The sequence below is a fragment of the Novosphingobium sp. BL-S-33 genome (assembly GCF_056857025.1).
This window is the reverse complement of sequence record NZ_CM166474.1, coordinates 2068738-2090827: the sequence shown is the minus strand read 5'-3', so window position 1 is coordinate 2090827 and position 22090 is coordinate 2068738. Positions and strand designations below refer to the sequence as shown.

Annotated in this window: 24 protein-coding genes and 1 tRNA gene; 9 read left to right on the top strand and 16 right to left on the bottom strand. The window is 64.8% G+C overall.

What is annotated here, in order from left to right; all coding sequences use genetic code 11:
• Window positions 1–62 precede the first annotated feature (62 nt).
• Entirely contained in the window at window positions 63–1193 is a 1131-nt protein-coding gene (locus tag AC1VVM_RS09810) for an MFS transporter (protein ID WP_482903735.1), read from the bottom strand.
• Between the two features lie 221 nt (window positions 1194–1414).
• Window positions 1415–2008, bottom strand: a complete 594-nt coding sequence (gene pgsA / locus AC1VVM_RS09805) for a CDP-diacylglycerol--glycerol-3-phosphate 3-phosphatidyltransferase (RefSeq protein WP_132385728.1) — start codon at window positions 2006–2008, stop codon at window positions 1415–1417.
• Window positions 2009–2209: 201 nt separating this feature from the next.
• Here pgsA and AC1VVM_RS09800 point away from each other — a divergent pair, with 201 nt between their 5' ends.
• On the top strand, window positions 2210–3523 hold the full coding sequence (locus AC1VVM_RS09800; protein WP_132384963.1) for an MFS transporter: 1314 nt from the start codon (window positions 2210–2212) through the stop codon (window positions 3521–3523).
• Window positions 3524–3566: 43 nt separating this feature from the next.
• On the opposite strand, the gene AC1VVM_RS09795 is transcribed toward AC1VVM_RS09800, so the two are convergent.
• From AC1VVM_RS09795 to AC1VVM_RS09785, 3 genes are all read right to left on the bottom strand, one after another.
• Entirely contained in the window at window positions 3567–3785 is a 219-nt protein-coding gene (locus AC1VVM_RS09795) for a hypothetical protein (protein WP_243652323.1), read from the bottom strand.
• A gap of 211 nt (window positions 3786–3996) precedes the next feature.
• Window positions 3997–4179, bottom strand: coding sequence for a CsbD family protein (locus AC1VVM_RS09790; protein WP_132384961.1), 183 nt, complete (start codon window positions 4177–4179; stop codon window positions 3997–3999).
• Window positions 4180–4301: 122 nt separating this feature from the next.
• Entirely contained in the window at window positions 4302–4715 is a 414-nt protein-coding gene (locus AC1VVM_RS09785) for an EVE domain-containing protein (RefSeq protein WP_482903734.1), read from the bottom strand.
• Between the two features lie 157 nt (window positions 4716–4872).
• Between AC1VVM_RS09785 and AC1VVM_RS09780 the strand changes: the two genes are divergently transcribed.
• The 6 genes from AC1VVM_RS09780 (at window position 4873) to AC1VVM_RS09755 (ending at window position 11480) form a co-directional block, all read left to right on the top strand.
• Window positions 4873–5808, top strand: a complete 936-nt coding sequence (locus AC1VVM_RS09780; RefSeq protein WP_482903733.1) for an isopenicillin N synthase family dioxygenase — start codon at window positions 4873–4875, stop codon at window positions 5806–5808.
• Window positions 5809–5963: 155 nt separating this feature from the next.
• Window positions 5964–7655, top strand: coding sequence for a putative bifunctional diguanylate cyclase/phosphodiesterase (locus AC1VVM_RS09775; protein ID WP_482956338.1), 1692 nt, complete (start codon window positions 5964–5966; stop codon window positions 7653–7655).
• Window positions 7656–7880: 225 nt separating this feature from the next.
• The gene (gene dapF / locus AC1VVM_RS09770) at window positions 7881–8714 is read left to right on the top strand and encodes a diaminopimelate epimerase (RefSeq protein WP_482903731.1); all 834 of its coding nucleotides are present in this window, start codon (window positions 7881–7883) and stop codon (window positions 8712–8714) included.
• Window positions 8711–9889, top strand: coding sequence for a MiaB/RimO family radical SAM methylthiotransferase (locus AC1VVM_RS09765; RefSeq protein WP_482903730.1), 1179 nt, complete (start codon window positions 8711–8713; stop codon window positions 9887–9889). The genes dapF and AC1VVM_RS09765 overlap by 4 nt, the downstream gene beginning before the upstream one ends.
• Window positions 9886–10827, top strand: coding sequence for a signal recognition particle-docking protein FtsY (gene ftsY / locus AC1VVM_RS09760; protein WP_482903729.1), 942 nt, complete (start codon window positions 9886–9888; stop codon window positions 10825–10827). Before AC1VVM_RS09765 ends, ftsY begins: the two co-directional genes overlap by 4 nt.
• Entirely contained in the window at window positions 10827–11480 is a 654-nt protein-coding gene (locus AC1VVM_RS09755) for an inner membrane-spanning protein YciB (RefSeq protein ID WP_132384955.1), read from the top strand. Before ftsY ends, AC1VVM_RS09755 begins: the two co-directional genes overlap by 1 nt.
• A gap of 66 nt (window positions 11481–11546) precedes the next feature.
• Here the strand turns inward: AC1VVM_RS09755 and AC1VVM_RS09750 are convergent, their stop codons facing one another.
• The 10 genes from AC1VVM_RS09750 to AC1VVM_RS09705 form a co-directional block, all read right to left on the bottom strand.
• A complete protein-coding gene (locus tag AC1VVM_RS09750) occupies window positions 11547–12671 on the bottom strand; it encodes a TonB family protein (RefSeq protein ID WP_482903728.1) in 1125 nt (374 codons plus the stop codon).
• 83 nt (window positions 12672–12754) lie between these two features.
• Window positions 12755–14710, bottom strand: coding sequence for a potassium transporter Kup (locus AC1VVM_RS09745; RefSeq protein WP_132384953.1), 1956 nt, complete (start codon window positions 14708–14710; stop codon window positions 12755–12757).
• A gap of 104 nt (window positions 14711–14814) precedes the next feature.
• The gene (locus tag AC1VVM_RS09740; protein ID WP_482903727.1) at window positions 14815–15543 is read right to left on the bottom strand and encodes a tetratricopeptide repeat protein; all 729 of its coding nucleotides are present in this window, start codon (window positions 15541–15543) and stop codon (window positions 14815–14817) included.
• A complete protein-coding gene (locus AC1VVM_RS09735; protein WP_482905185.1) occupies window positions 15540–15932 on the bottom strand; it encodes a cytochrome c-type biogenesis protein in 393 nt (130 codons plus the stop codon). Before AC1VVM_RS09735 ends, AC1VVM_RS09740 begins: the two co-directional genes overlap by 4 nt.
• A 26-nt stretch (window positions 15933–15958) precedes the next feature.
• Window positions 15959–16525, bottom strand: coding sequence for a DsbE family thiol:disulfide interchange protein (locus AC1VVM_RS09730; protein ID WP_482903726.1), 567 nt, complete (start codon window positions 16523–16525; stop codon window positions 15959–15961).
• Window positions 16522–18498: a heme lyase CcmF/NrfE family subunit gene (locus AC1VVM_RS09725; RefSeq protein ID WP_482954972.1), complete on the bottom strand. Its 1977-nt coding sequence runs from the start codon at window positions 18496–18498 to the stop codon at window positions 16522–16524. Before AC1VVM_RS09725 ends, AC1VVM_RS09730 begins: the two co-directional genes overlap by 4 nt.
• The gene (gene ccmE, locus AC1VVM_RS09720) at window positions 18495–18959 is read right to left on the bottom strand and encodes a cytochrome c maturation protein CcmE (protein WP_132384950.1); all 465 of its coding nucleotides are present in this window, start codon (window positions 18957–18959) and stop codon (window positions 18495–18497) included. Before ccmE ends, AC1VVM_RS09725 begins: the two co-directional genes overlap by 4 nt.
• Before the next feature lie 2 nt (window positions 18960–18961).
• Window positions 18962–19102: a hypothetical protein gene (locus AC1VVM_RS09715; RefSeq protein ID WP_165912053.1), complete on the bottom strand. Its 141-nt coding sequence runs from the start codon at window positions 19100–19102 to the stop codon at window positions 18962–18964.
• Between the two features lie 3 nt (window positions 19103–19105).
• Complete coding sequence (gene ccmC, locus AC1VVM_RS09710) at window positions 19106–19834, bottom strand: heme ABC transporter permease CcmC (RefSeq protein ID WP_482903723.1); 729 nt, start codon at window positions 19832–19834, stop codon at window positions 19106–19108.
• A 137-nt stretch (window positions 19835–19971) separates the two neighbouring features.
• Window positions 19972–20048 (bottom strand) — tRNA-His (locus AC1VVM_RS09705).
• 195 nt (window positions 20049–20243) lie between these two features.
• Here AC1VVM_RS09705 and AC1VVM_RS09700 point away from each other — a divergent pair.
• The gene (locus tag AC1VVM_RS09700; protein ID WP_482903722.1) at window positions 20244–20876 is read left to right on the top strand and encodes a prolyl hydroxylase family protein; all 633 of its coding nucleotides are present in this window, start codon (window positions 20244–20246) and stop codon (window positions 20874–20876) included.
• Between the two features lie 34 nt (window positions 20877–20910).
• On the opposite strand, the gene AC1VVM_RS09695 is transcribed toward AC1VVM_RS09700, so the two are convergent.
• Window positions 20911–21459, bottom strand: coding sequence for a superoxide dismutase family protein (locus AC1VVM_RS09695; RefSeq protein ID WP_482903721.1), 549 nt, complete (start codon window positions 21457–21459; stop codon window positions 20911–20913).
• Window positions 21460–21662: 203 nt separating this feature from the next.
• Here AC1VVM_RS09695 and AC1VVM_RS09690 point away from each other — a divergent pair, with 203 nt between their 5' ends.
• Complete coding sequence (locus tag AC1VVM_RS09690) at window positions 21663–22019, top strand: PilZ domain-containing protein (protein WP_482903720.1); 357 nt, start codon at window positions 21663–21665, stop codon at window positions 22017–22019.
• The last annotated feature ends 71 nt before the right edge of the window (window positions 22020–22090 follow it).

Below are 22090 nucleotides of genomic sequence, written 5' to 3'. Positions count from 1 at the left end.
CCCTCGCCTTCGCGGGGGCGACGGGAATGAGTTGCGGCGTCAGATCGCCATGCCCGAGGCCCTCAGCCCCGGCGGCGCAACGTCTGTAGCGCCAGACCGACAGAAGCGATGCCAAGCCCCAGCATCGTCACGCCGCTCCAGCCCCAGTTGTGCCATACTACCGTCGCAGCACCTGAACTGGCCGCGCCGGCCAGGAACATCGACGACATGTAGACCGTGTTGATGCGCGAGCGTGCCTCAGGCCGCAGAGCGAAAATGATGCTCTGGTTGGAAATCTGGCTCGCCTGAATCGCAAAATCGAGCAGCAACACGCCCACGACCAGCCCGACGATAGAGGTCCAGAAGGCGAAGACCAGCCACGAGACCAACGTCAGCGCGCTCGCCGCAACGATCACCATGTGCGGCCCGCGCCGATCGGCGATGCGCCCGGCAATCGGGGCCGCCAGCACACCTGCCGCCCCCAGAACGCCGAACAGACCCGCCACTTCCGAACCGAGACCAAAGCGCGGCTCTTGCAAATGCAGCGCCAGTATCGTCCAGAACACGCTGAACACGCCAAACTGGGTGCACTGGGTGAACGTCGCGAGGCGCAGCGCCGGAAACTCGCGCCACAGGTCCAAGAGCGAAGCGATCAGGCCGCCATAGCCCATCCCTGCGGGATGCGGACGGCTGCGCGGCAACTGCCAGGCCATCAGCCCCGCCGTGCCGAGCGCCAGCGGCACCGCCAGCCAGAACATCGCCCGCCAGCCGAACTCGGCACCGACGAAGCCCGCCAAAGTGCGGCTGAGCAGAATGCCGCAGAGCAGGCCCGCCATGACGGTCCCTACCACCACCCCGCGCTTGTCCTCGGGCGCGAGATTGGCAGCCAGCGGAACGATCTGCTGCGCTACCGAGGCCAGCAGGCCCACCACCAGCGATGCGGCGAGCACGATCGCACCGGTCGGCGCCAGCGCCACCAGCGCCAGCCCAACCGCCAGCGCAAGGCATTGCAGCACGATCAGCCGCTTGCGTTCGAGAAGGTCACCCAGCGGCACCAGCAAGAGCAGGCCTACAGCGTAGCCCAACTGGGTCGCGGTGGGCACATAGGTGATCGCCGCGCCGGGAACGTCGCGCGCCATCAGGCCCAGCATCGGCTGGCCATAATAGATATTGGCAACCGTCAGGCCGGCCGAGGCCGCCAGCGCGAAGACCATGCCTCGCCCGAAAACGCGCGGCTTCGGCTCCCGGGTACGGATCCGTGCGGCAAACGATCGACGAGAAGCGGTAATGGGACTTATCCTTGGATTACGATGTCCCCCCGGACCGCGATCCGCCCTTACGCGCGGAGACGCTTGAGCCAATCGCAACGATCACACGGCGAGTGGAGGTTTTTGCAATGCCGCGCGAATGGGGGGCTTATACGCCCCCGCCCCGCTCAATCCATGTGCTTGAGGCCGACGCGCAGATAGTCCCACCCGGTAATCAGCGTCAGCACCGCCGCCCCCCACAGCGTCGTCAGCCCGACAGTGTGGGGCACATTGATGGACAGCCCCAGCAGGTCGACGTTCCACCACGGCATCGCCGCGCCCAGAATCAACGCGCCGAGCGAGATCAGCTGGAAGGTCGTCTTCCACTTGGCAAGGCGGCTCACCGGCACGGAGACCTGAAGACCGCCAAGAAACTCCCGCAGGCCCGAGACCGCGATCTCACGCACGAGAATGATCAGCCCGGCGATGACGTGCATGTCACCCACGTAAGGCCCGGTCAGGATCCCCTGCGCGGTCAGCACCAGAATCACGGTGGCGACCATGATCTTGTCGGCAATGGGATCGAGAAACACGCCGAGTTTCGAAACCGTCCCGCTCGAACGGGCAAGATAGCCGTCGAAATAGTCGGTAATGGCCATCAGCGCATAGAGCGCGAAGGCCAGGCCGTAGCCAAACTCCCACCTTGGCCACCACAGCAGGAAGGCCAGCAGCGGCAGCGCCAGGATGCGGGAAAGCGTGAGGATATTCGGCAGAGTCAGCATCAAGACAAGGCCATAGCGGCGAAGCAGGCGTTTGAGAATGGAGGACTGCATCCAAACCCTTAAAACACGCCCTCGCGGCCTCCATCGGCCTTCTTGCGTATCCTGCAACACCCAACAAAATACCGATCAGGGGTTGTGCCACCGCCTTACACCATTAAGTGTCCCGCCAGAGAGAGCGAGGCCGCCGATTTTTCCCACGACATGACAACGACGTCCAAACTCATCCGCGCGAGGCGCTTCCTGCCTCTTTTCGTGACCCAGTTGCTTGGCGCGTTCAACGACAACCTGTTCAAGAACGCCATGGTGCTGTTCGTCGTTTACGGCGTCTACAACTCCGAGGCCGCAGAGGCACGTTTCAGCGCAATGGCATCGGGGATCTTCGTGATTCCCTTCTTCCTGCTTTCGGCACTGGCCGGGCAGCTTGCCGACATGCGCGACAAGGCGAAAATCATTCGCGTGATCAAGTTTTGCGAAATCCTGATCATGGTCGTGGGCGGAACCGGTCTGGCGCTGGCGTGGCAACACGTCGCGCTCGATACGCTGGCGATCCCGCTGATGCTGCTCGCGCTGTTCGCGATGGGCATCCATTCCACTTTCTTCGGCCCCATCAAATACGCGATCCTGCCGCAGCACTTGCGCGAGGGTGAGGTGCTTTCGGGCACTGGCCTTGTCGAGGCAGGCACTTACATTGCCGTGCTCGCGGGTACGATCGTGGCGGGCTGGATCAGCGTCAATCATGCCGCCGTCATGGTGGTGATCGTCGCGATCATCGGCTATCTCGCCGGCCGCAAGGTGCCCCCGGCGCCGCCGATGTGCGCGCCCGAGCCGCTCGATTACCACGTCGTACGCGCCTCCATCCGGCTCGTCCGCACGACGCTGAGCGACCGGCGCGTGTTCCTGGCGGTCTGCTCGATCAGCTTCTTCTGGGCGATCGGCACCGTGCTGTTCATCCAGTTCCCGCCGCTCACCAAGAACATCCTGTCCGCCAGCAAGGAAGTGGCCAGCCTGTTCCTGGTGATCTTCTCGGTGGGTGTGGCGATCGGTTCGATGGCGATCAATGCACTGCTTAAGGGCACCGTTTCCGCGCGCTGGTCGCCGCTTTCGGTGATCGGCATGGGCGTCTTCCTGATCGCTTTCCAGGAAGTCTGCGCGATCTGGCCCCGGAATGCCGGCCCCAATACCCTGATGAACGTGGGTACGTTCGTGGTCCAGCCGCTCGCTCTGCCTCTGCTGGGTTCGCTGCTGGGCATCGCCGTATGCGGCGGCATGTTCGTGGTGCCGCTCTACGCCTTCCTGACGACTTTCGTCGACAAGTCACAGACGGCGCGCACGATCGCGGCGAACAATATCGTCAATTCGGGCGCAATGGTGGTGGGCGCTCTGGTCACCGGCATGATGACCATGCTGGGCCTGCCCGTGGTCCAGCAAATGATGGTCGTGGCGATCGCCTGCGGCGCCTCGGCCTGGCTGGGCTATCTGCTGTACCGCGCCGAAGTGGCGGCGCGCACGGCCTGAAGCCTTCCAACACGCCGCGGATACGGCGTGCAGTTTCCATCTATCAGGTGATGAACACCGTGATCGCCACCAGCGACGCGCAGTAGGCCGAGAGGAAACCGCGCCAGTCGTTGCCGCTGAGGCGCCACGTCCGGCGTGCCTCGGCATTCTCGGCGGCCTCCACGTCGGCCGGGAACGGCGCCGCGAGGACATGGGGTGGGAGCGAGCGCCGGAACGGATGTCCGGCGGCCTCGCTGGAAAGGACGAGCGCTCGACGTTTCATGTTCTTCATGAGCGCGAGGTTAAGGTTTTGTTTACTCTCCGGCCAGATGCCCGAATCGGTACATCCCAAAACGGGACGGGTCCGCCACCGCCTCGCCTTTCAAACCTTTAACAACGTGAGAAAACCCTGCGAAAAGGGCCGCCCCGAGGCGGCCCTTCGCGATACCTGTGCCACTAACTGGCGCAGGCCTGACGTCTCTTTCGGGTAAGCCTCAGATCCGGTCGCCCAGTGCGCCCTTGACCTTGCCGATTCCCTGCTGGAGTTCGCCCTTCTTTTCCTGTGCCTTGCCTTCGGCCTGCTGCACAGGGTCGTTGCGTGCCTTGCCCGCAACCTGCTTGGCGTTACCGGCAATCTCATTGCCGAGGCCTTTGGCGGTGTCCTTGAGCTGACCCATGATCGTTCTCCTTGGCGGTTCGCCGCGCCATTGCGCTGCGTTCACGACAAGCAAACCGGCCGTACCGCCCCAAGGTTCCGCCCCTGCGCCGAGCCGTGCGCCGGAAACGACGCGGGGAAAGATCAGCCCTTCGCCAGCGACAGGATGTAATCCCACTCCTCAGGCGTCACCACCGCCACCGACAGGCGCGAGAACTTGACGAGTTCCGTCTCGGCCAGCTTGGGATCGGCCTTGATCTGCTTGAGCGTGACGGGACGGGCAAGCTTGCGCACCGCCTTCACCTTTACCGCCGCCCACTTGCCCTCGAGATCGCTGGGATCGGTGAGACCCGACTGGCTGATCGTGGCGATGCCGACGATCTCCTTGCCGATGTTCGAATGGTAGAAGAACGCCTCGTCCCCCACCTGCATCGCACGTAAGTTGTTGGCCGCGCGGTGGTTACGCACACCGTCCCAGGTGCCCTCGCCCTCCGCGACGAGATCGTCCCAGCTGTACGCATCCGGTTCGGACTTCAGCAGCCAGTAGCGCTTTGCCATGAATCGCCTTTCGAATTTCGATTTGGGACGGAAACTTCTATGGGGGCGGCATAGCGATTCAATCGGTGGAAACAATATCGGTGATTCGGCGTCCATTCCAGGGCCGCCGGGCCACCGCCCCCGATCCTGTTTGCCCGATTTTGTTTGGAAGACCACGATGAACCTTGCCCAGATCCCCGTCCTCAGCCTCGAATCCGACCGCGCCGAGTTCGCCGCACGCATCGGCGAGAGCTTCCGTACCTTCGGCTTCGCCATGGTCCGCGACCACGGCATCGATCAGGCCCTGATCGACCACGCCTGGGAACTCACCGCGCAATTCTTCGCCCTGCCCGACGCGGTAAAACGCCAGTACTTCATCGCCGGTCAGGGCGGCGCGCGCGGCTACACGCCGTTCCGCACCGAGGTCGCCAAGGGCGCGACCGAGAAAGACCTCAAGGAATTCTGGCACGTCGGCCGCGACCTGCCCGCCGGTTCCCCGCTCGCCGCCTCGATGCCGCCAAATGTCTGGCCCAGCGAGATCGAAGGCTTCAAGGAAACCTTCACCGAACTCTACGCCCAGTTCGACAAGGCGGGCGCCGAGATCCTTTCCGCCATCGCGGTCGATCTCGGCCTCCACGCGCGCTGGTTCGATCCGGCCATCGAGGACGGCAATTCGGTCATGCGCCTGCTGCATTACCCGCCCGTCGGCGAAGGTGCCGGCGGCGCCATCCGCGCCGGCGCTCATGAGGATATCAACCTCATCACCCTGCTGCTCGGCGCGCAGGAAGCCGGGCTCGAACTGCTCGGCAAGAACGGTGAATGGCTGACGGTCGCCCCGCCGGAAGGCGCCGTGGTCGTCAACATCGGCGACATGCTGCAACGCCTGACCAACCACGTCCTGCCCTCGACCACGCACCGCGTGCGCAATCCGGAAGGCGAGCGCGCTGCCCACAGCCGCTATTCGATGCCGTTCTTCCTGCATCTTCGCAGCGACTTCCCGTTCAGGACGCTGGAACAGTGCATCTCGGCGGAAAACCCGGATCGCTACCCGGAGAGCATCACCGCCGACGACTATCTTCAGGAACGTCTGCGCGAAATCGGCCTCAAGGCCTGATTGTACGCACGTTTTTGCGAAATTCCGAACCCGGCGCGACAGTCTTTAAGACTTTAGTCTGATCGCGCCGGGTTGAAAAACTTAACCAAAATTTCAGCCCCCCCGTCTATTTCCCACTCAAGGGTTGCCGTTCTGGGGGGACTTATCCCGTGAAGATTGCTTTGGTCGCACAGTCGGAGAATTCCGGCGATGAATTCGATGGCGACCGCCAGATCGACATCATTGCGCTTGGCATCGTCACCGCCGCGATTCTTCTTTTCATCGCCACCGGCAGCGAAGTCGGCCCGGACGTGGTCCGGTCTCTGCTCGGGCACGGCCCCGGGCCGGACAACTTCATCCTCAACGCCTTCCTGCTGAACGTCGCGATCATCATCTTCGGCTGGAGCCGCTATCGCCAGCTCTGCGAGGAAATCCAGCTGCGCAAGAAGGCCGAGCATCAGGCCCGCCGCCTTGCCGAGACCGATCCGCTGACGGGCTTCCTCAATCGCCGCAGCTTCAACGACGCGGTCAACATGATGATCCACGACGCCGCCGCGAGCAACGACCGCGCCGTCACGCTGATCATGATCGACCTCGACAACTTCAAGCAGGTCAACGATTTCAACGGCCACAACACTGGCGACCGGCTGCTTCAGGAATGCGCCAAGCGCATCACCGCCTGCCTGCCCTCGCAATCGCTGGTCAGCCGCATCGGCGGCGACGAGTTCGCGGTTGCGGTCGAATTCGATCGCGGCCGTCCTGACCGGATCGACGGCATCGCCGCCTCACTCGTGGAAGCCATCGCCCAAAGCGCGACGATCAACACCATCAGCATCGAGGTCACGGCCTCGATCGGCCTCGCCCGCAGCGACAGCCACGCCAAGGGCGGCACGCCGCCCGATGCCCGCGCGCTGCTCGAAATGGCCGACATCGCGATGTACCATTCCAAGCGTCAGGGCCGGAACAGCTACTTCTGGTTCGAAGCGCCGATGGCCGACGAGATGCGCTTCCGCAACGAGCTGGAATACGGCATCCGCAAGGGCGTTGCGCGCGGCGAATTCGTGCCGTTCTACGAACAGCAGATCGACCTCCAGACCGGCGGACTGACCGGTTTCGAGATGCTCGCCCGCTGGGATTCGCCCCAATTCGGCATCGTCTCACCCGATATCTTCATCCCGATTGCAGAGGAAATCGGCGTCATTGCCGAGCTTTCGGAAAGCGTGATCACCCAGGCCCTTGAAGATGCCAAGGCCTGGGATCCGGCGCTGACGCTGGCGGTGAACATCTCACCGCTCCAGCTGCGCGATCCGTGGTTCGCCCAGAAGCTGCTCAAGATCCTGCTGGCCGCCAATTTCCCGCCGCACCGGCTGGAGATCGAGATCACCGAATCGTGCCTGCACCAGAACATGGCGCAAGTTCGCTCGCTGATCACCAGCCTCAAGAACCAGGGCATCACGATCAGCCTGGACGATTTCGGCACCGGCTACAGCTCGCTTGCGCAGCTGCGCAGCCTGCCGTTCGACCGGATCAAGATCGACCGCTCGTTCGTCTCCAGCATTGCCGAGAACAAGGACAGCGCCGCCATCGTCCACGCCATCGCCATGCTCGGCAAGGGCATGGACCTGCCGATCACCGCCGAGGGGATCGAGACCGGCGACGTGCTGGAACAGCTGCTCAAGTACGACAAGATCAAAGGTCAGGGCTATCTTTACGGCCGCCCGCGCCCGGCTGGCGAACTGGCCGAGTGGCTGGGCAGGATCGGCCTTGTCGCCAACAGCGAAGTGGCACAGGAGATGCTTTCGGTGACGCAGGGGCTTGGCATGCCTGCAAGCCAGGAGCCCGGCGCGCACAAGGCAGGCCTCGGGTAAAACCAAATCGTCATCGAACGCGACACTCTATAAGTCCCGTCGCCCCCGCGCAGGCGGGGGGCCCGCTTCCTTCTGCCGACCTCGCAAGAACAAGCGGGGGCCCCGCCTTCGCGGGGACGACGAGGCTTAAAGTCCGAGCTGGCGTACGGTGCTCCAGGTTGCTGAGCGCTATCCCCCATCCGCATCCCACTGGACCTCGACGCGCGGAGCGCATACATCGCGCCCATGCGGATCGAATTCACCAAGATGCACGGACTCGGCAACGATTTCGTCGTGCTGGATGGCCGGACGGGCGCGCTCCCGCCGGTCGACACGACGCTCGCGGCCGCGCTGGCTGACCGTCACACCGGCATCGGCTGCGACCAGTTGATCGTGCTCGCCCCCTCCGACAGGGGCGATTTCCGCATGCGCATCTTCAATGCCGACGGCAGCGAGGTCGAAGCCTGCGGCAACGCCACACGGGCGGTGGGCCTGCTCAACGGCCGCCCTGCCCGCATCGAAACGCTGGGCGGCATGGTATCGACCACCCCCACCGACAACGGTATCTCGGTCGAGATGGGCAAGCCGCGCTTCGGCTGGCAGGAGATCCCGCTCGGCTACGCGATGGACACATACAAGATGCCTGTCGCCTGGGAGGAACTGGTCGCGCCCATCGCTGTCAATGTCGGCAATCCGCACGCGATCTTCTTCGTCGAGGATCCCTACAAGATCGACATGGCCCGCCTTGGCCCGCTGGTCGAGAACGACCCGCTGTTCCCCGAACGCATCAACGTCAACGTCGCCGCCGTCACCGCGCGCGATGCGATCACCCTGCGCGTCTGGGAGCGCGGGGCCGGTCTGACCCGTGCCTGCGGCACCGGCGCCTGTGCAACCGCCGTGGGCGCGATGCGGCGCGGGCTGGTCGACCGCAAGGTCACCGTCACCCTCCCCGGCGGCCCGCTGGTGATCGAATGGCGTGAGGACGACGAGATCGTGATGACCGGCCCGGCGACCGAATCGTTCCGTGGTTCGTTCGATCTGGCCGACTATGGCGTCATCCCGGGCAAGGTCGAAGCTTGACCCTCGAAGTCCACTCACTCGGCTGCCGCCTCAATATCTCCGAAAGCGAAACACTGCGCGGCCTGCTGGGCGGCGCAGAAGACCTTGTCGTCGTCAATTCCTGTGCCGTCACGGCCGAAGCCGTGCGCCAGACCCGGCAGGCGATCCGGCGCGCTCGCAAGGCCCGGCCTGAGGCCCGCCTGATCGTCACCGGCTGTGCCGCCGAAGTCGAGCGCGCGATGCTCGCCGCGATGCCCGAGGTCGACGGGATCGTCGCCAATACCGCCAAGCTCGACCCGCGCGCCTGGAACGTGCCACCCGCGCCGAAACCACGCGAAGAGCGCGCCTATACGCGCGGCTTCGTGCAAGTGCAGAACGGCTGCGACCACGCCTGCACGTTCTGCGTGATCCCGCAAGGACGCGGCCCCAGCCGCTCGCGCACGGTTGCCGAAGTGCTGGAGGACATCGTAGTCCACACCGCGCGCGGCGTGCAGGAAATCGTTCTCACCGGCGTCGATCTCACATCGTGGGGCGGCGATCTGGACGGTTCACCCCGTCTCGGCACGTTGTGCGAGGCGATCCTCGCCCGCTTCCCCGGCCTGCCCCGCCTGCGCCTCTCATCCATCGACGGGGCGGAAGTGGACGAGGCACTGTTTGAGCTGCTCTGCGGCGAGGCGCGTGTCATGCCGCATGTCCACCTCTCGCTCCAGCATGGCGACGACCTGGTCCTCAAGCGCATGAAGCGTCGCCACAGCCGCGCCGATGCCGTGCGGTTGGCGACCGGCCTCAAGGGCCGTCGCCCGGACATCGCCATCGGTGCCGACCTCATCGCCGGTTTCCCGACCGAGAGCGAGGGCGCCCATGCGGCCAACCTTTCGATCATCGAGGAACTGGACGTGGTCCACGGCCACGTCTTCCCCTACTCTCCGCGCCCGGGTACGCCCGCCGCGCGGATGCCCCAGATTGATGGCGACACGATCCGCCGCCGCGCCGCACAGCTACGCGAAACAATTGCCGGCACGCGTGCCCGGTGGCTTGCCGGGCTCGTCGGCCAGCCGCTATCGGTGCTTGCCGAAAGAGGCGGCACCGGCCATGCGCAGAACTACGCGAAAGTCCGCGTGCCCGAGTCTACCCCGGCCGGCACGCTGGTCCGCGTCACGCCCGCAAGGGTAGTCGAAGGAATATTGGAAGCATGAGTACCGACGGCCAGCAGGCTGAACGCGACTGGTCCGACCGCCTCTTCGGAGGCTTCCGCAAGACCACCGAGCGCCTGACCGAGAACCTGTCCGGCATCGTCGGCAAGACCACGCTGGACGATGCGCAGCTCGACGACATTGAGGACGCGCTCATCATGTCGGACCTCGGCCCGCGTGCAGCGGCCCGCATTCGCGCGCGCCTTGCCGATGAACGCTTCGAGCGCGATGCCGACGAGCGCGCGATCATGGAAGTGGTAGCGCGCGAGATCGCGGAAATACTGCGCCCGGTCGCCAAGCCGCTGGACGTGGTGGCCTTCCCGCGCCCGCAAGTGATCCTCGTGATCGGCGTGAATGGGTCGGGCAAGACCACCACGATCGCCAAGCTGGCCCATCTGTTCCAGGAGCAGGACTATTCCGTCATGCTTGCCGCCGGTGACACGTTCCGTGCGGCTGCCATCGGCCAGCTCGGCGTCTGGGCGGATCGTTTGGGCATTCCCGTCATCAAGGGCCCCGAAGGCGGCGACCCGGCCTCGATCGTGTTTGACGCGGTCAAGGCCGCCACCGAACAGGGCATCGACGCCCTGATCGTCGACACCGCCGGCCGCCTTCAGAACAAGCGCGAGCTGATGGACGAACTGGCCAAGATCCGCCGCGTGCTCGGCCGCCTCAATCCCGAGGCGCCGCATGATGTGGTGCTGGTGCTCGATGCCACCAACGGCCAGAACGCGCTCTCGCAGATCGAGATCTTCAAGGAAGTGGCGGGCGTTTCCGGCCTCATCATGACCAAGCTGGACGGCACCGCGCGCGGCGGCGTGCTGGTAGCTGCAGCCGAACAGTATAGGCTGCCCATCCACGCCATCGGCGTGGGCGAGAAGATCGACGACCTTCGTCCCTTCAACCCGGACCTGCTGGCCCGCGTCATTGCGGGGATCGCGTGATGAACACTGAAACACAGGCTCCCGCAAAGCCGAAGTCGAGCTGGGTAAACCTTGTCGTCGATTTCGGGCCGCTGCTCGTCTTCTTCCTCGCCTACGAGCACTTCTCGCCGCCGGGGGACGCCGGGCCGCTGGCAACCGTTACGGCCGTGATCAAGGGCACCGTCGCCTTCATGGTGGCGACCGTCTTCGCGCTAGGGATCTCCAAGTGGCGGCTTGGCCACGTCTCGCCGATGCTCTGGCTGACGACGGTGCTGGTTCTGGGCTTCGGCGCGCTGACCGTGGTGTTCCACGACGCCTTCTGGATCCAGATCAAGCCCACCGCCGTCTACCTGATGTTCGCGGGCATGCTGTTCTACGGCCTGTGGCAGGGCAAACCTATGCTCAAGTACCTGCTCCAGTCCGCCTTCGAGGGGCTGGACGAGGAAGGTTGGTTCAAGCTTTCGCGCAACTGGGCATGGTTCTTCCTGTTCCTTGCCGCTCTCAACACCCTGCTGGTCTACACCGTGAGCTTCAATGCATGGCTTCAGGCCAAGATCTGGGGCTTCACCGTGCTGTCCTTCGTGTTCACCTTCTCGCAGCTTCCGATGGTCCTGAAGCACGGCATGGGTCAGGACGCGAAGGAAGAGCTGATCGAGAACCCACCGCACGATTGAGCGGCATCGAACCCGGCTGCGGGGCAGCCGGGATTTTTCCGTGACAGCCGATGCTTGTGCGGCCCGCTAATCCGCGGAGAAATCGGCAAGGTCGTCGGCGCCGCCGTCAACCGGCATCACGAATTTCATCCGCTCGACACAACCGCTGGCACCTTGCGGCGAAGGCTCGAATTTCGCTGTCTCAAGGTTCCGGGCGGCCTCATCGCCGAACTGCTCCGATGGTTGCGCGGCCAGCACGGTTACGTTGCCCACCACCCCCCAAGGCGCGATATCGTAGCGAACGATCGCCCACCCCTCGATCCGGCGGCGGCTATAGGCTCCGGGATATCGTTTGACCGGCGGCGTTGCCCACTTCCGGTCCGCCGGGCATGCCGTCCCGGATACGAGGGAAGCGGACTTGTCAGGCATGGCAGGTGCAGCCAACTGCTCCGGCATCCGCCAGTAAGGATACGTGCACCCCGTCCTTGCCCCGCCCGAAAAGCGCGAATCGCTTATCGCCTTGACCGCCGCATCCTCAAGCGCCGCATTCCCGTTGCTCTGAAACAGACGGACGTGGATCGGCTTGCCCTCGGCATTGGTGTCATATGCGATAGCGGCCCAGTCCTTCACACCCGGTGCTCCGGCGATATGCCGGAAATCGGGAAATGCCCGAAGCAGCGGCTGTGGTCGCGGCAATTGCCCGCAGGTTCCCTCCAGCCGGATACGCGCCCAGCCCTCTGGCGGTAGCGCTCCGACGATCGGCGAGATCGTGTAGGAAACGAGATCGGCGACGGACGCGGAAGCCACGGGCTGCGCGCTGGCCATATACGTGATCGAGCAGCCCTGCCGCGCCGTGGCCGGGAATTTGCTGGCGGCAAGCGCCGGGCCGAAATCTCCGAGCGCGTGCTTGTCCTTGATCGAAACCGCGCGTCCCGCCGAATCGATGTCGAATTGCAGGGTCACTGGAGACGGAGCGGAAGGCGGGGTGACACGCTCTCCCCAGGCCAGATCGTTCAGCGGCCTGCGCATGGCACCGCCCGTCACTGTCACACCGCCTTCGCAACGGACCGGACCAGGCATCCAGGTCACCAAAATGCGTCTGGAACCGGAGGATGCGTCGATTACCGGCGCGAGAGGCGTCGCCTGAGCCAACGAGGTGGCCCCGGCCAGGCTCAACACCAGCGCAGACGACAACCAACCCCGAACCGCCATGCCTGCCTCTCCAATCGTATCAGCGGCAAGCTAACACGCCAGAAAGACAGGACAATGTCGAACCGTTCGGCTTTGGCGGCGACTCAGATCTCGAGCTGGCTGCCCAGTTCGACCACGCGGTTGGTTGGCAGGCGGAAGAACTCCATGGCGCTGGCGGCATTGCGCATCATCCACGCGAACAGCTTCTCGCGCCAGATTGCCATGCCCGGCTTGGCCGAGGGAACCAGCGTCTGGCGGGAGAGGAAGAAGCTGGTCTTCATCATCTCGAATGGGCCGCCGCAGACCTCGTAGTGGGCCAGAGCGGCAGGCACGTCGGTCTCCTCCATGAAGCCGTAGCGCAGCGTCATGCGGTAGAAACCCTGCCCCAGATCGGTCATCGAATAGCGCTCGGCCGGCTCCACGTAGGGCACGTCCTGCACTTCGACGGTCAGCACAACCACGCGTTCATGCAACACCTTGTTGTGCTTGATGTTGTGGAGCAGCGCGGAAGGCACGCCCGCATTGGTGGAGGCCATGAAGATCGCCGTGCCTGGCACGCGCGCGGCCGAGCCGTGCGCGCTCTTGGCGAAGACATTGAGCGGCAGAGCGGCTTCCGTCATGCGCTCGCGCATGAGGCGGCGACCCTTGTTCCACGTCGTCAGCAGGGTGAAGGCGATGCCGCCGATCATCAGCGGGAACCAGCCGCCGTCCTTGATCTTGGTGGCATTGGCCGCGAAATAGGCGCCGTCGACCACGAAGAAGGTGACGATCACCGGAATCGCCTGCCACAGCTTCCAGCGCCAGATCACGATCAGCAGCACGGTCATCAGGCAGGTGTCGATCAGCATCGCCCCGGTCACCGCGATACCGTAGGCCGAAGCGAGGTTCGACGAGTTCTGGAATACCAGAACCAGCACGATCACGCCGGTCATCAGCGCCCAGTTGACGAAGGGGATATAGATCTGGCCGACTTCGTGCTCGCTGGTGTGGCGGGTCGAAAGGCGCGGGATGAAGCCCAGCTGCATCGCCTGATGGGTGATCGAGAACGCGCCGGAAATCACGGCCTGGCTGGCAATGAACGTGGCGCAGGTCGCCAGAATCACCAACGGCAGGCGCAGGTTCTCAGGCGCGAGGTGGAAGAACGGATTCTCCATCGCCTCGGCCGCAGCCGCGTCGTTGAGGCCAAGGATCATCGCCGCCTGGCCGAAATAGTTGATCAGCAGGCACGGCATCACGAACCCGAACCACGAAAGACGCAGAGGGCCGCGTCCGAAGTGGCCCATGTCCGAATAGAGTGCCTCCGCGCCGGTCACGGCCAGCACGACCGAGCCGAGCGCCAGGAAGCCGAGCATCTTGTCGGTCAGGAAGAACTGGATCGCGTACCACGGGTTCAGCGCCACCAGCACGTGGGGCATCTGCACGAGGTGGTAGACCCCGAGCACGGCCAGCACCGTGAAATAGACCACCATCACCGGCGCAAACAGCGCGCCGACTTTGGCCGTGCCGCTCTTCTGGATCACGAACAGCGCGACCAGCAGAACCAGCGCAATCGGCAGAACGAGCGGCGACAGGCGCGATTCGACGACCGTGAGACCCTCGACCGCAGAAAGCACCGAAACCGCCGGCGTAATCATCGAATCGCCGTAGAACAGCGATGTCGCGAAGACCCCCAGCAGGACCACCAGCGGACCGTAGCGCGACTTGCGGATCGCGCCCGAGATCAGCGCAACGAGTGCGAGGCTGCCGCCCTGCCCCTTGTTGTCCGCCCGCATCAGGATGCCAACGTACTGGACCGAGACGACCAGCGTCATCGACCAGAAGATCAGGCTGACGACGCCGAGGATGTGGAGTTCGTCGATCGCCAGCGGATGCGGGCCGACGAAAGTTTCGCGAAAAGCATAGATCGGGCTGGTACCGATGTCGCCGAAAACGACCCCGACCGCGCCGAGCGCCAGCTTGGAGAGATTGCCGGAACCATGTCCGCCGACCGGTGTTCTCCGGCCCGTAGCCGGATCGATCACTGTCGGGACGTCAGCGGTATCCGAACTTGCATCACTCATTGCAGCGCCCCGTAATGGCCTTGTCGGATCATGATTTCACGTCGCGACAAGGGCCCGCCGTTAGCAGCATGCCCGGAGCCAAGCAACGATACTTAGCGGGTCGTTCACCGTGGCGACGGTGCCGACGCGGAATCGGCGGCGCCGACCGGCGGACGGGCCGGAGAACCGTTCTGCGCGGCGATAAACGCGTCGAGCCGGATCAGTTGCTGTTCCAGTACGGGACGCCATTTGGCCTCCTTCGGAGCCCGGGCCAGCAAGTCTGCCCACATCGCACGGCCTTCGCCAAGGCGACCGGACTGCGCCAGCGCAAGGCCGAGGAAGAACGGCGGCCCGGCAGCATCGGGATCGGCCTGCCCGGCCCGGCGATAGGCGTAGAGCGAGGCCGGAGTAAGCTGCCCCTCGGCATGGGCGACCAGCGCGTTGCCCAGCGAAAGCCACGCTTCCGAGCGGCGTTCGCGCGTGTCGGGATCATTCGCCGGCGGCCCCGGCGGATCGTTGCCGATCGCCCCGCGCAGCACTTCGGCGGCATCGCCATATTCACCGTGGCGGGCCAGCCCGTCGGCGATCACCACCCAGCGATCGCTCGGCGGCAAGCCGCTGGAACTGAACGTGGCGCGCGCCTCTGCGAAGAACGCGCCCATATCCCCCGAGCGCCCTTCTGCACCGTCCTTGGGCGCGCCGGGCTGGGCGGGCGTGCCCTGCGCGGCATAGCCGGCAATGCCCAGCGCCAGCGCCGCAGCAATCGCCTCACGGCCGCCACGGGGTGCTTTGAACACAAAGACAACAAGCAGGAAGGCGGCGACCGCCAGCAGGATGACGAAAACCCAGGTCATGCCTGTCCTCCCCGACGGAAACGTCCGCGCAGCAGCAAGGCGGCCAGTGCCAGCAGCGCCAGCGGCACGGCGAAAAGCGGCCATGTCAGCGCGGTCACACGCGGTGCGTAGCTCACATAGTCGCCGTAACGCTCGACCAGCCACGCACGAATCGCCTCAGGGTCCTCGCCCGCCGCAATGCGCTCACGCACGAGGCTGCGCATGGAACCGGCGATCGGTGCATCCGAATCGGCAATCGACTGGCCCTGACACTGAAGGCAGCGCAGCGTCTCCATCAGCGCTTCGGCCTTCTGCTCCTTGGCCGGATCGTCGAGCTGGCGATAGGCATAGGGCGCGGTGGACTGTTCTTCCTGCGCCAGCGCAGGTGCCAAAGCCCAGAGGCCGAGCATGGCCAGACACGCGGCGAGAATCGCCCTCACTGCGCGGCCTCCTGCAGCTTCCCGAGGATCATCGGCACCTGATCCTCACGAATCTCACCGATATGCTGGTAGCGGATCACGCCCTTGCCATCGATCACGTAAGTCTCGGGCACGCCGGAGGAGCCGAGCGCAAGCTGCACTTTGCCGTCATCATCGGCTCCGATGCTCTGGTAGGGATCGCCGTTGGTCTTCAGGAAGACCTGAAGATCCTCGGTCCGGTCACGCACCGAAATACCCTCGATGGGAACGCCCGCCCGGGCGAGCGCGGCAAGCTGCGGTGCCTCGACACCGCAGGGCACGCACCACGAGGCGAAAATGTTGACGAGATGCGGCTTGCCGTCGGTAATCGCCGCACTGTTCAGCCCCGGACGGCCCGGCAAAGCGGGCGGCAAGTCGAAGGCGGGCATCGGCTTGCCGATCAGCGTGCTGGCAACATTGGTATCGGCCGGATTGCGAAGCTGCACGGAAACCAGCACCACGAAGGCGAAGAACAGCGCCAGCGGCAGCCAGATCGCCCAGCGGGGCGCCTTGCGCACGGGTTCGGGAGTCGAATCGGTGCTCACGAGTACTTCCCTGCCCGTCCCTGCCGTTCGCGGCGGTATTCGATCTTGTCCCGCGCGATGATGCGGCGCAGGTCGCTGGCGACGCGGCCCACCAGCGCCAGCGCGCCGCCCAGCGCGATCATCAGGCCGCCCAGCCAGATCAGCGTGACGAAAGGCTTCCACCACAAGCGAAGCTGCCAGCGGCTGCGGCCATCCTTGGCGTCCGCCTCGCCGCCGAGCACGGTATAGAGCTGGCCGTTCCAGCGCGTCAGCAGTGCCGATTCGCTGGTCTGCTGCGGTGGAGCCCAGAAACTGCGCGATTGCGGGCCGAGTTCGACGACACGGCCATCGTCGCCGTAACGCACCAACAGGCGTGCCTCCAGCGCGGTCCAGTTGGGACCCGCCACAGGCTCGACCGCATCGAGCTTGATCTGCCAGGGCCCCACTTCGGTCGTCTCGCCCACCCGGATCGCGACCAGCTTCTCGACAGAGAAGGCACTCTCGCAGCTCATGCCGAGCAGCGCGACGGCAATGCCGAGGTGCGCCGTCACCATGCCCCAGACCGGCAGCGGCGTGCGCAGGAGGTTACGGCCCTTGAGCGGCAATACGCTCGCCCAGACGAGGCCAAGGGCCAGCGCCAGCCCAATCGTCGGCATCAGCGGCACGCCGCCCAGCATGACGGTGAGCAGGACGCCCGCGACCACCAGCATCGCCGGGATCACCATCATCTTGCCGATGCGCGAGAACTTGTCGCGCCGCCAGCGCAGCAGCGGGCCGACCGCCAGCACCACCAGCATCGGCACTGCGAAAAGCGCGCTCATCGGTGTGAAGTACGGCGGCCCGACCGAGACCTTGGCGCCCATCGATTCGGCCAGCAGCGGGTAGAGCGTGCCGAACAGCACGATGCTGAGGATCGCCGAGAGCATCACATTGTTGAACACCAGCGCGCCTTCACGGCTGGTAACGGCGAAGCGTTCGCCCTCGGTCACGGTCCGGGCGCGCAGGCCGAACAGCGTCAGCGCGCCGCCGATATTGATGGCGAGCAGTGCAAGGATGAACGTGCCGCGCTCCGGATCGACCGCGAAGGCGTGAACGCTGGTGAGAATACCCGACCGCACGAGGAAGGTGCCGATCATCGACATCGAGAAGGCCACCACGCCGAGCATGACCGTCCATGCCCGCAACGCGTTACGCGCTGCCAGCACGCTGCACGAATGCAACAGCGCGGTCGCCGCCAGCCAGGGCATCAGCGAGGCATTCTCGACCGGATCCCAGAACCACCAACCGCCCCAGCCAAGCTCGTAATAAGCCCAGTAGGACCCGGCGGTGATGCCGATGGTCAGGAAGATCCATGCGCCCAGCACCCAGGGCCGCATGGCCTTGGCGAAAGCCGGGCCGACTTCACGCGTGACCAGCGCGCCCACGGCAAAACTGAAGGCGATCGAAAGCCCGACATAGCCGAGGTAGAGCGTGGGCGGATGGAACGCGAGACCAAGGTCCTGCAACAGCGGATTGAGCCCATTGCCCTCCTGCGGCACCGGCCAGAGCCGTTCGAACGGGTTCGAGGCGATCAGCAGGAACGCATAGAAGCCAAGGCTGACGAATGCCTGCCCGGCCAGCGTCGCCAGCATGGTCGGCTCCGGCAGGCGCCGCTCGATCAGCGCGACAAGGCCGCCTGCGAGCCCCATGATCGTCACCCAGAGCAGCATCGAGCCTTCGTGGTTGCCCCATGTCCCGGCCACGCGGAAAATCAGCGGCTTCAATGAGTGCGAATTCATCGCCACCAGCTTCACCGACAGGTCGGTGACCGCGAACAGGTAGACGAGGCTCAGGAAAGCGATGAGCGCCAGCAGTCCCTGCACCACCGCCACGGGGCGTACGATTCCGGCGAGCGAAGCGCCCCGCGCGCTGAGCGCCAGCGCTCCGGCCACCAGTTGCAGCCCGGCCAGCGCGGCGGCAAGCCAGAGCGCGGCAAGTCCGAGTTCGGCGATCATTTCGTGTCCTGCATGACTTGCCGAGCCTGATCGCGCGTCATGTTCTGCATTTCGCGCGGGACGTAGTTTTCGTCATGCTTGGCAAGGAGGTTGTCGGCCACGAACGTACCGTCCGCGCCCATGTGTCCTTCGGCGACCACGCCCGATCCTTCAACGAAAAGCGACGGAACGATGCCCTTGAACACCACCGGCACGCGCGCCTTGCCGTCACTGACGACGAAAGCGATGGTCACGCCATCAGCCTCGGTCCGCAGCGAACCGCGCTGAACCATGCCGCCCAAGCGGACGCCGCGGCCTTGCTCGGGTGGATTGGCGACGATCTCGCTCGGCACGTAGAAATAGCTGGCCTGATTGCGAAGGGCCCATGCGGCCAGAAGCGCGGCGGCGACCAGCACCACCAGCGCGATAACGAGCAGCACGAGCCGCTGATGCTTGGCCTTGATTCCCGTCCCCCCGGCCATGCTCAGCGTTTCCTTGCCTCGTCACGGCGTTTCTCGGCGCGCCTCATGGTCAGCAGCGACCAGGCGACCATCGCGGCCGCCGCGCCCATGCCCACGGCATAGGCAGCGACCACGAAGGTCCAGGGGTCCATTGCCTCGCGCATCGTTCAGTATCCTTCGGAAAGCGCTTTACGGCGCAGCCGCGCCTCGGCCTGCTGATGGGCGAGGATCGCGCGCATGCGCGCCAGCACCACGCCCGCAAACAGCAGCGTGAAGCCCAGCATCGCGAAGAGCAGTGGGTAGAGGAAGGCCCCGGCCATGGCGGACTTGCCCATGGTGATCGAGGGCGCCTGATGCTGGCTCTGCCACCAGATCACCGAATAGTGGATGATTGGAATGTTCACCGCGCCGACAAGGCCGAAGATCGCCGGTGCCTTGTTCTGCCCGCCGTCCGCAGCTTCGCTAGCCTGTGAGAGCGCCATCCAGCCGAAATAGAGGAACAGCAGCACCAGCATCGAGGTCAGTCGCCCGTCCCACACCCACCAGGTACCCCAGGCCGGACGGCCCCAGAGAGATCCGGTGACAAGGCACACGGCCGTGAACACCGCGCCCGGCACCGCACAGGCCCGCGCGGCAATTCCCGCCAGCGGGTGGCGCCAGACCAGCTCGGTGAAGCTGGCGGCAGCGATGCCCATCCAGCCCGCCATGCCAAGCCAGGCGGATGGCACGTGAAGGTAGACGATGCGCACGGTTTCGCCCTGCAAGCGTTCAGCCGGCGCGAAGAACAGGCCCCATCCCAGCGCAGCCGTGGCGATCGCGATTCCCGCGCCCATGCACAGTGGCATCAGCCAACGAGCGATACGCAGGAACCGGGCGGGATTGGCGAAGCCGTGCATCTTAGCCGCGCTTCTATCGTGCGTGTAAAAAGGAGCAAGTGGCCTTGATCGCAGGACAAGGCTTATCACCCGCCTGATGGCGTCTCGACCGGATCATCGCCGGGAGGAATTCAGACCTGCACGTGGTTTTTGAAAAATGGGGCGATCGATGGGGTTCGAACCCACGACCTCCGGTACCACAAACCGGCGCTCTAACCAACTGAGCTACGATCGCCACAGGAAGCAAGGCTTGAGGCCAGACTTCCGAACCGCTGTCCGGATCGCCTTAGCAGCATCCGGTGCGGAGCGCGCCCTTTGCACAAGCTGTCTCACCTTGCAAAGCAAAAATGAAAAGACACGGGCAAAAAATCGGATCGCGACGCAACTCCGGCGATTTTCCCGCTGCGAGACCGTGGCTAAGGTCCCTCTCATGAAGGCCCCCGGCGAATCATCTCCCGACATCCTGCTTGCCCTTCCGGGCATGCAGCGCTTTCCGTCATCGCGCCTCGACCTCTTCGTGAAGCGCCAATTCCTTTCACCGACCGAGTGCGACGAACTGGTGGCGATGATCGAGGCGCAGCACCGGCCCTCCACGATCGCCAACTATAATGGCGACGACGTGTTCCGCACCAGTTCGACATGCGACCTCGATCCGCAGCTGCCTGCCGTTGCGGCGCTGGCCGCCAAACTGGCGGGCATCTCGGGCATCGATCTCACGCATGCGGAACCCATTCAGGGCCAGCGTTACGAAGTGGGTCAGGAGTTCAAGGCGCACACCGACTACTTCGAGCCGAACAACGCCGATTACGACAAGTACTGCGCCATACCGGGCCAGCGGACATGGACTTTCATGGTCTACCTCAACCCGGTCGACGCCGGCGGCGCGACCCGTTTCAAGGTGATCGATAAGCTGATCCAGCCCGAGCGCGGCAAGCTTGTGGCCTGGAACAACCGCCGCGCCGACGGCAGCCTCAATGCCGCCACGCTCCACCACGCCATGAAGGTCCGCAAGGGGCTCAAGTACGTCATTACCCAGTGGTACCGCGAGCGCCCCTGGGGATAGGACGGAAGGGAGGGAGAGAGCCCTCCCCTTCCCATCATTTCGGCGCGCTGAGCACCGCACAGGCGATTCGGCTGCCTGCATTGCCTGCCGGTTGGCTGGTGTAGTCGTCAGGGTCCGCGTGGATCACCAGCGCCGTGCCGTCGGCATCGACGATCGACTTCGGTCCGGGCGTGATCGTCACCCCGGTGTTGAGCACCTGCGTCTTCAACACTCCATCAGCGCCGACGTGCTGGTTCGGCATATCGCCGCCGTGAGGCCCGCCCATGGACATGAGGCCATGCACCGGATCGCCGGCCGTGAAGTGACCGCCCGCCGTGGTGAACTTCTGGGCCGGATCGCACAGACCCTTCTCATGGAAATGGAAGCCGTGCTCGCCCGCCGGCAGCCCCTGAATATCGGTAATGACCAGCACGCCGGTCGGCGTCTGCTCGACAGTGACGGTGCCCAGCGCCTTGCCGTCGATCCCGATCACATCGGCCTTGAGCGAGGCGGCAGCGGGCGGGCTCGTATTCGCGGCCATTGCCGGGCCGGCGGCGAGCGCTGCGATGCCAAGGGCAATGGAAAGACGTGACGAACGGTACATGGCGATTCTCCGCTACGAGCCCGCGCGGGCCCTCTTCCCGGCCGGATGCCGATGCGGCGCAGACTAAGCACCGGCGCCGGAAAGGCAATTGTCGGAACGCTGCCGGTGCAGGAAGGGGCATGCGCAGGTGTGCTGATGACCCGAAGTTAACGATCACCTGTCACAACGGCTGGCAGAAAATCGGTCGCCAAGGACGCAATTGCATGAATGCCCCCCTCGCCAGACTCTATTCGAGCGCACCGATATCCCGTTCGACGTCCGCCGGGGATGAACGTCGCCGCGAACAGCGGCATGCGACCCGCTATTCCGCAAGCGTCGAATCCTCGCGCGGCGAACAGGCAGGCGTCGTGCTCGCGGACGTCTCGCTCCACGGCTGCTGCATTTCGGGCGAGGCCGTGTGGCTGCGTCAGGGCGCCTTCGTAAGCATCCGCATAGGCCAAGGCGCGACACTCAAGGCCGTCGTGCGCTGGGTGCGCGGCGACAGCGCGGGCATGGAATTCCTCCATGCCGTTCCTTCCGACGCCCGCGAATGGCACGAATTGATGGATATCGCGGGCTGACCACGCACGGCTTTGCCAAGCAGCTTCCTATCGCGACAAACAAAAAAGGCGGCCCGCAAGGACCGCCTTCT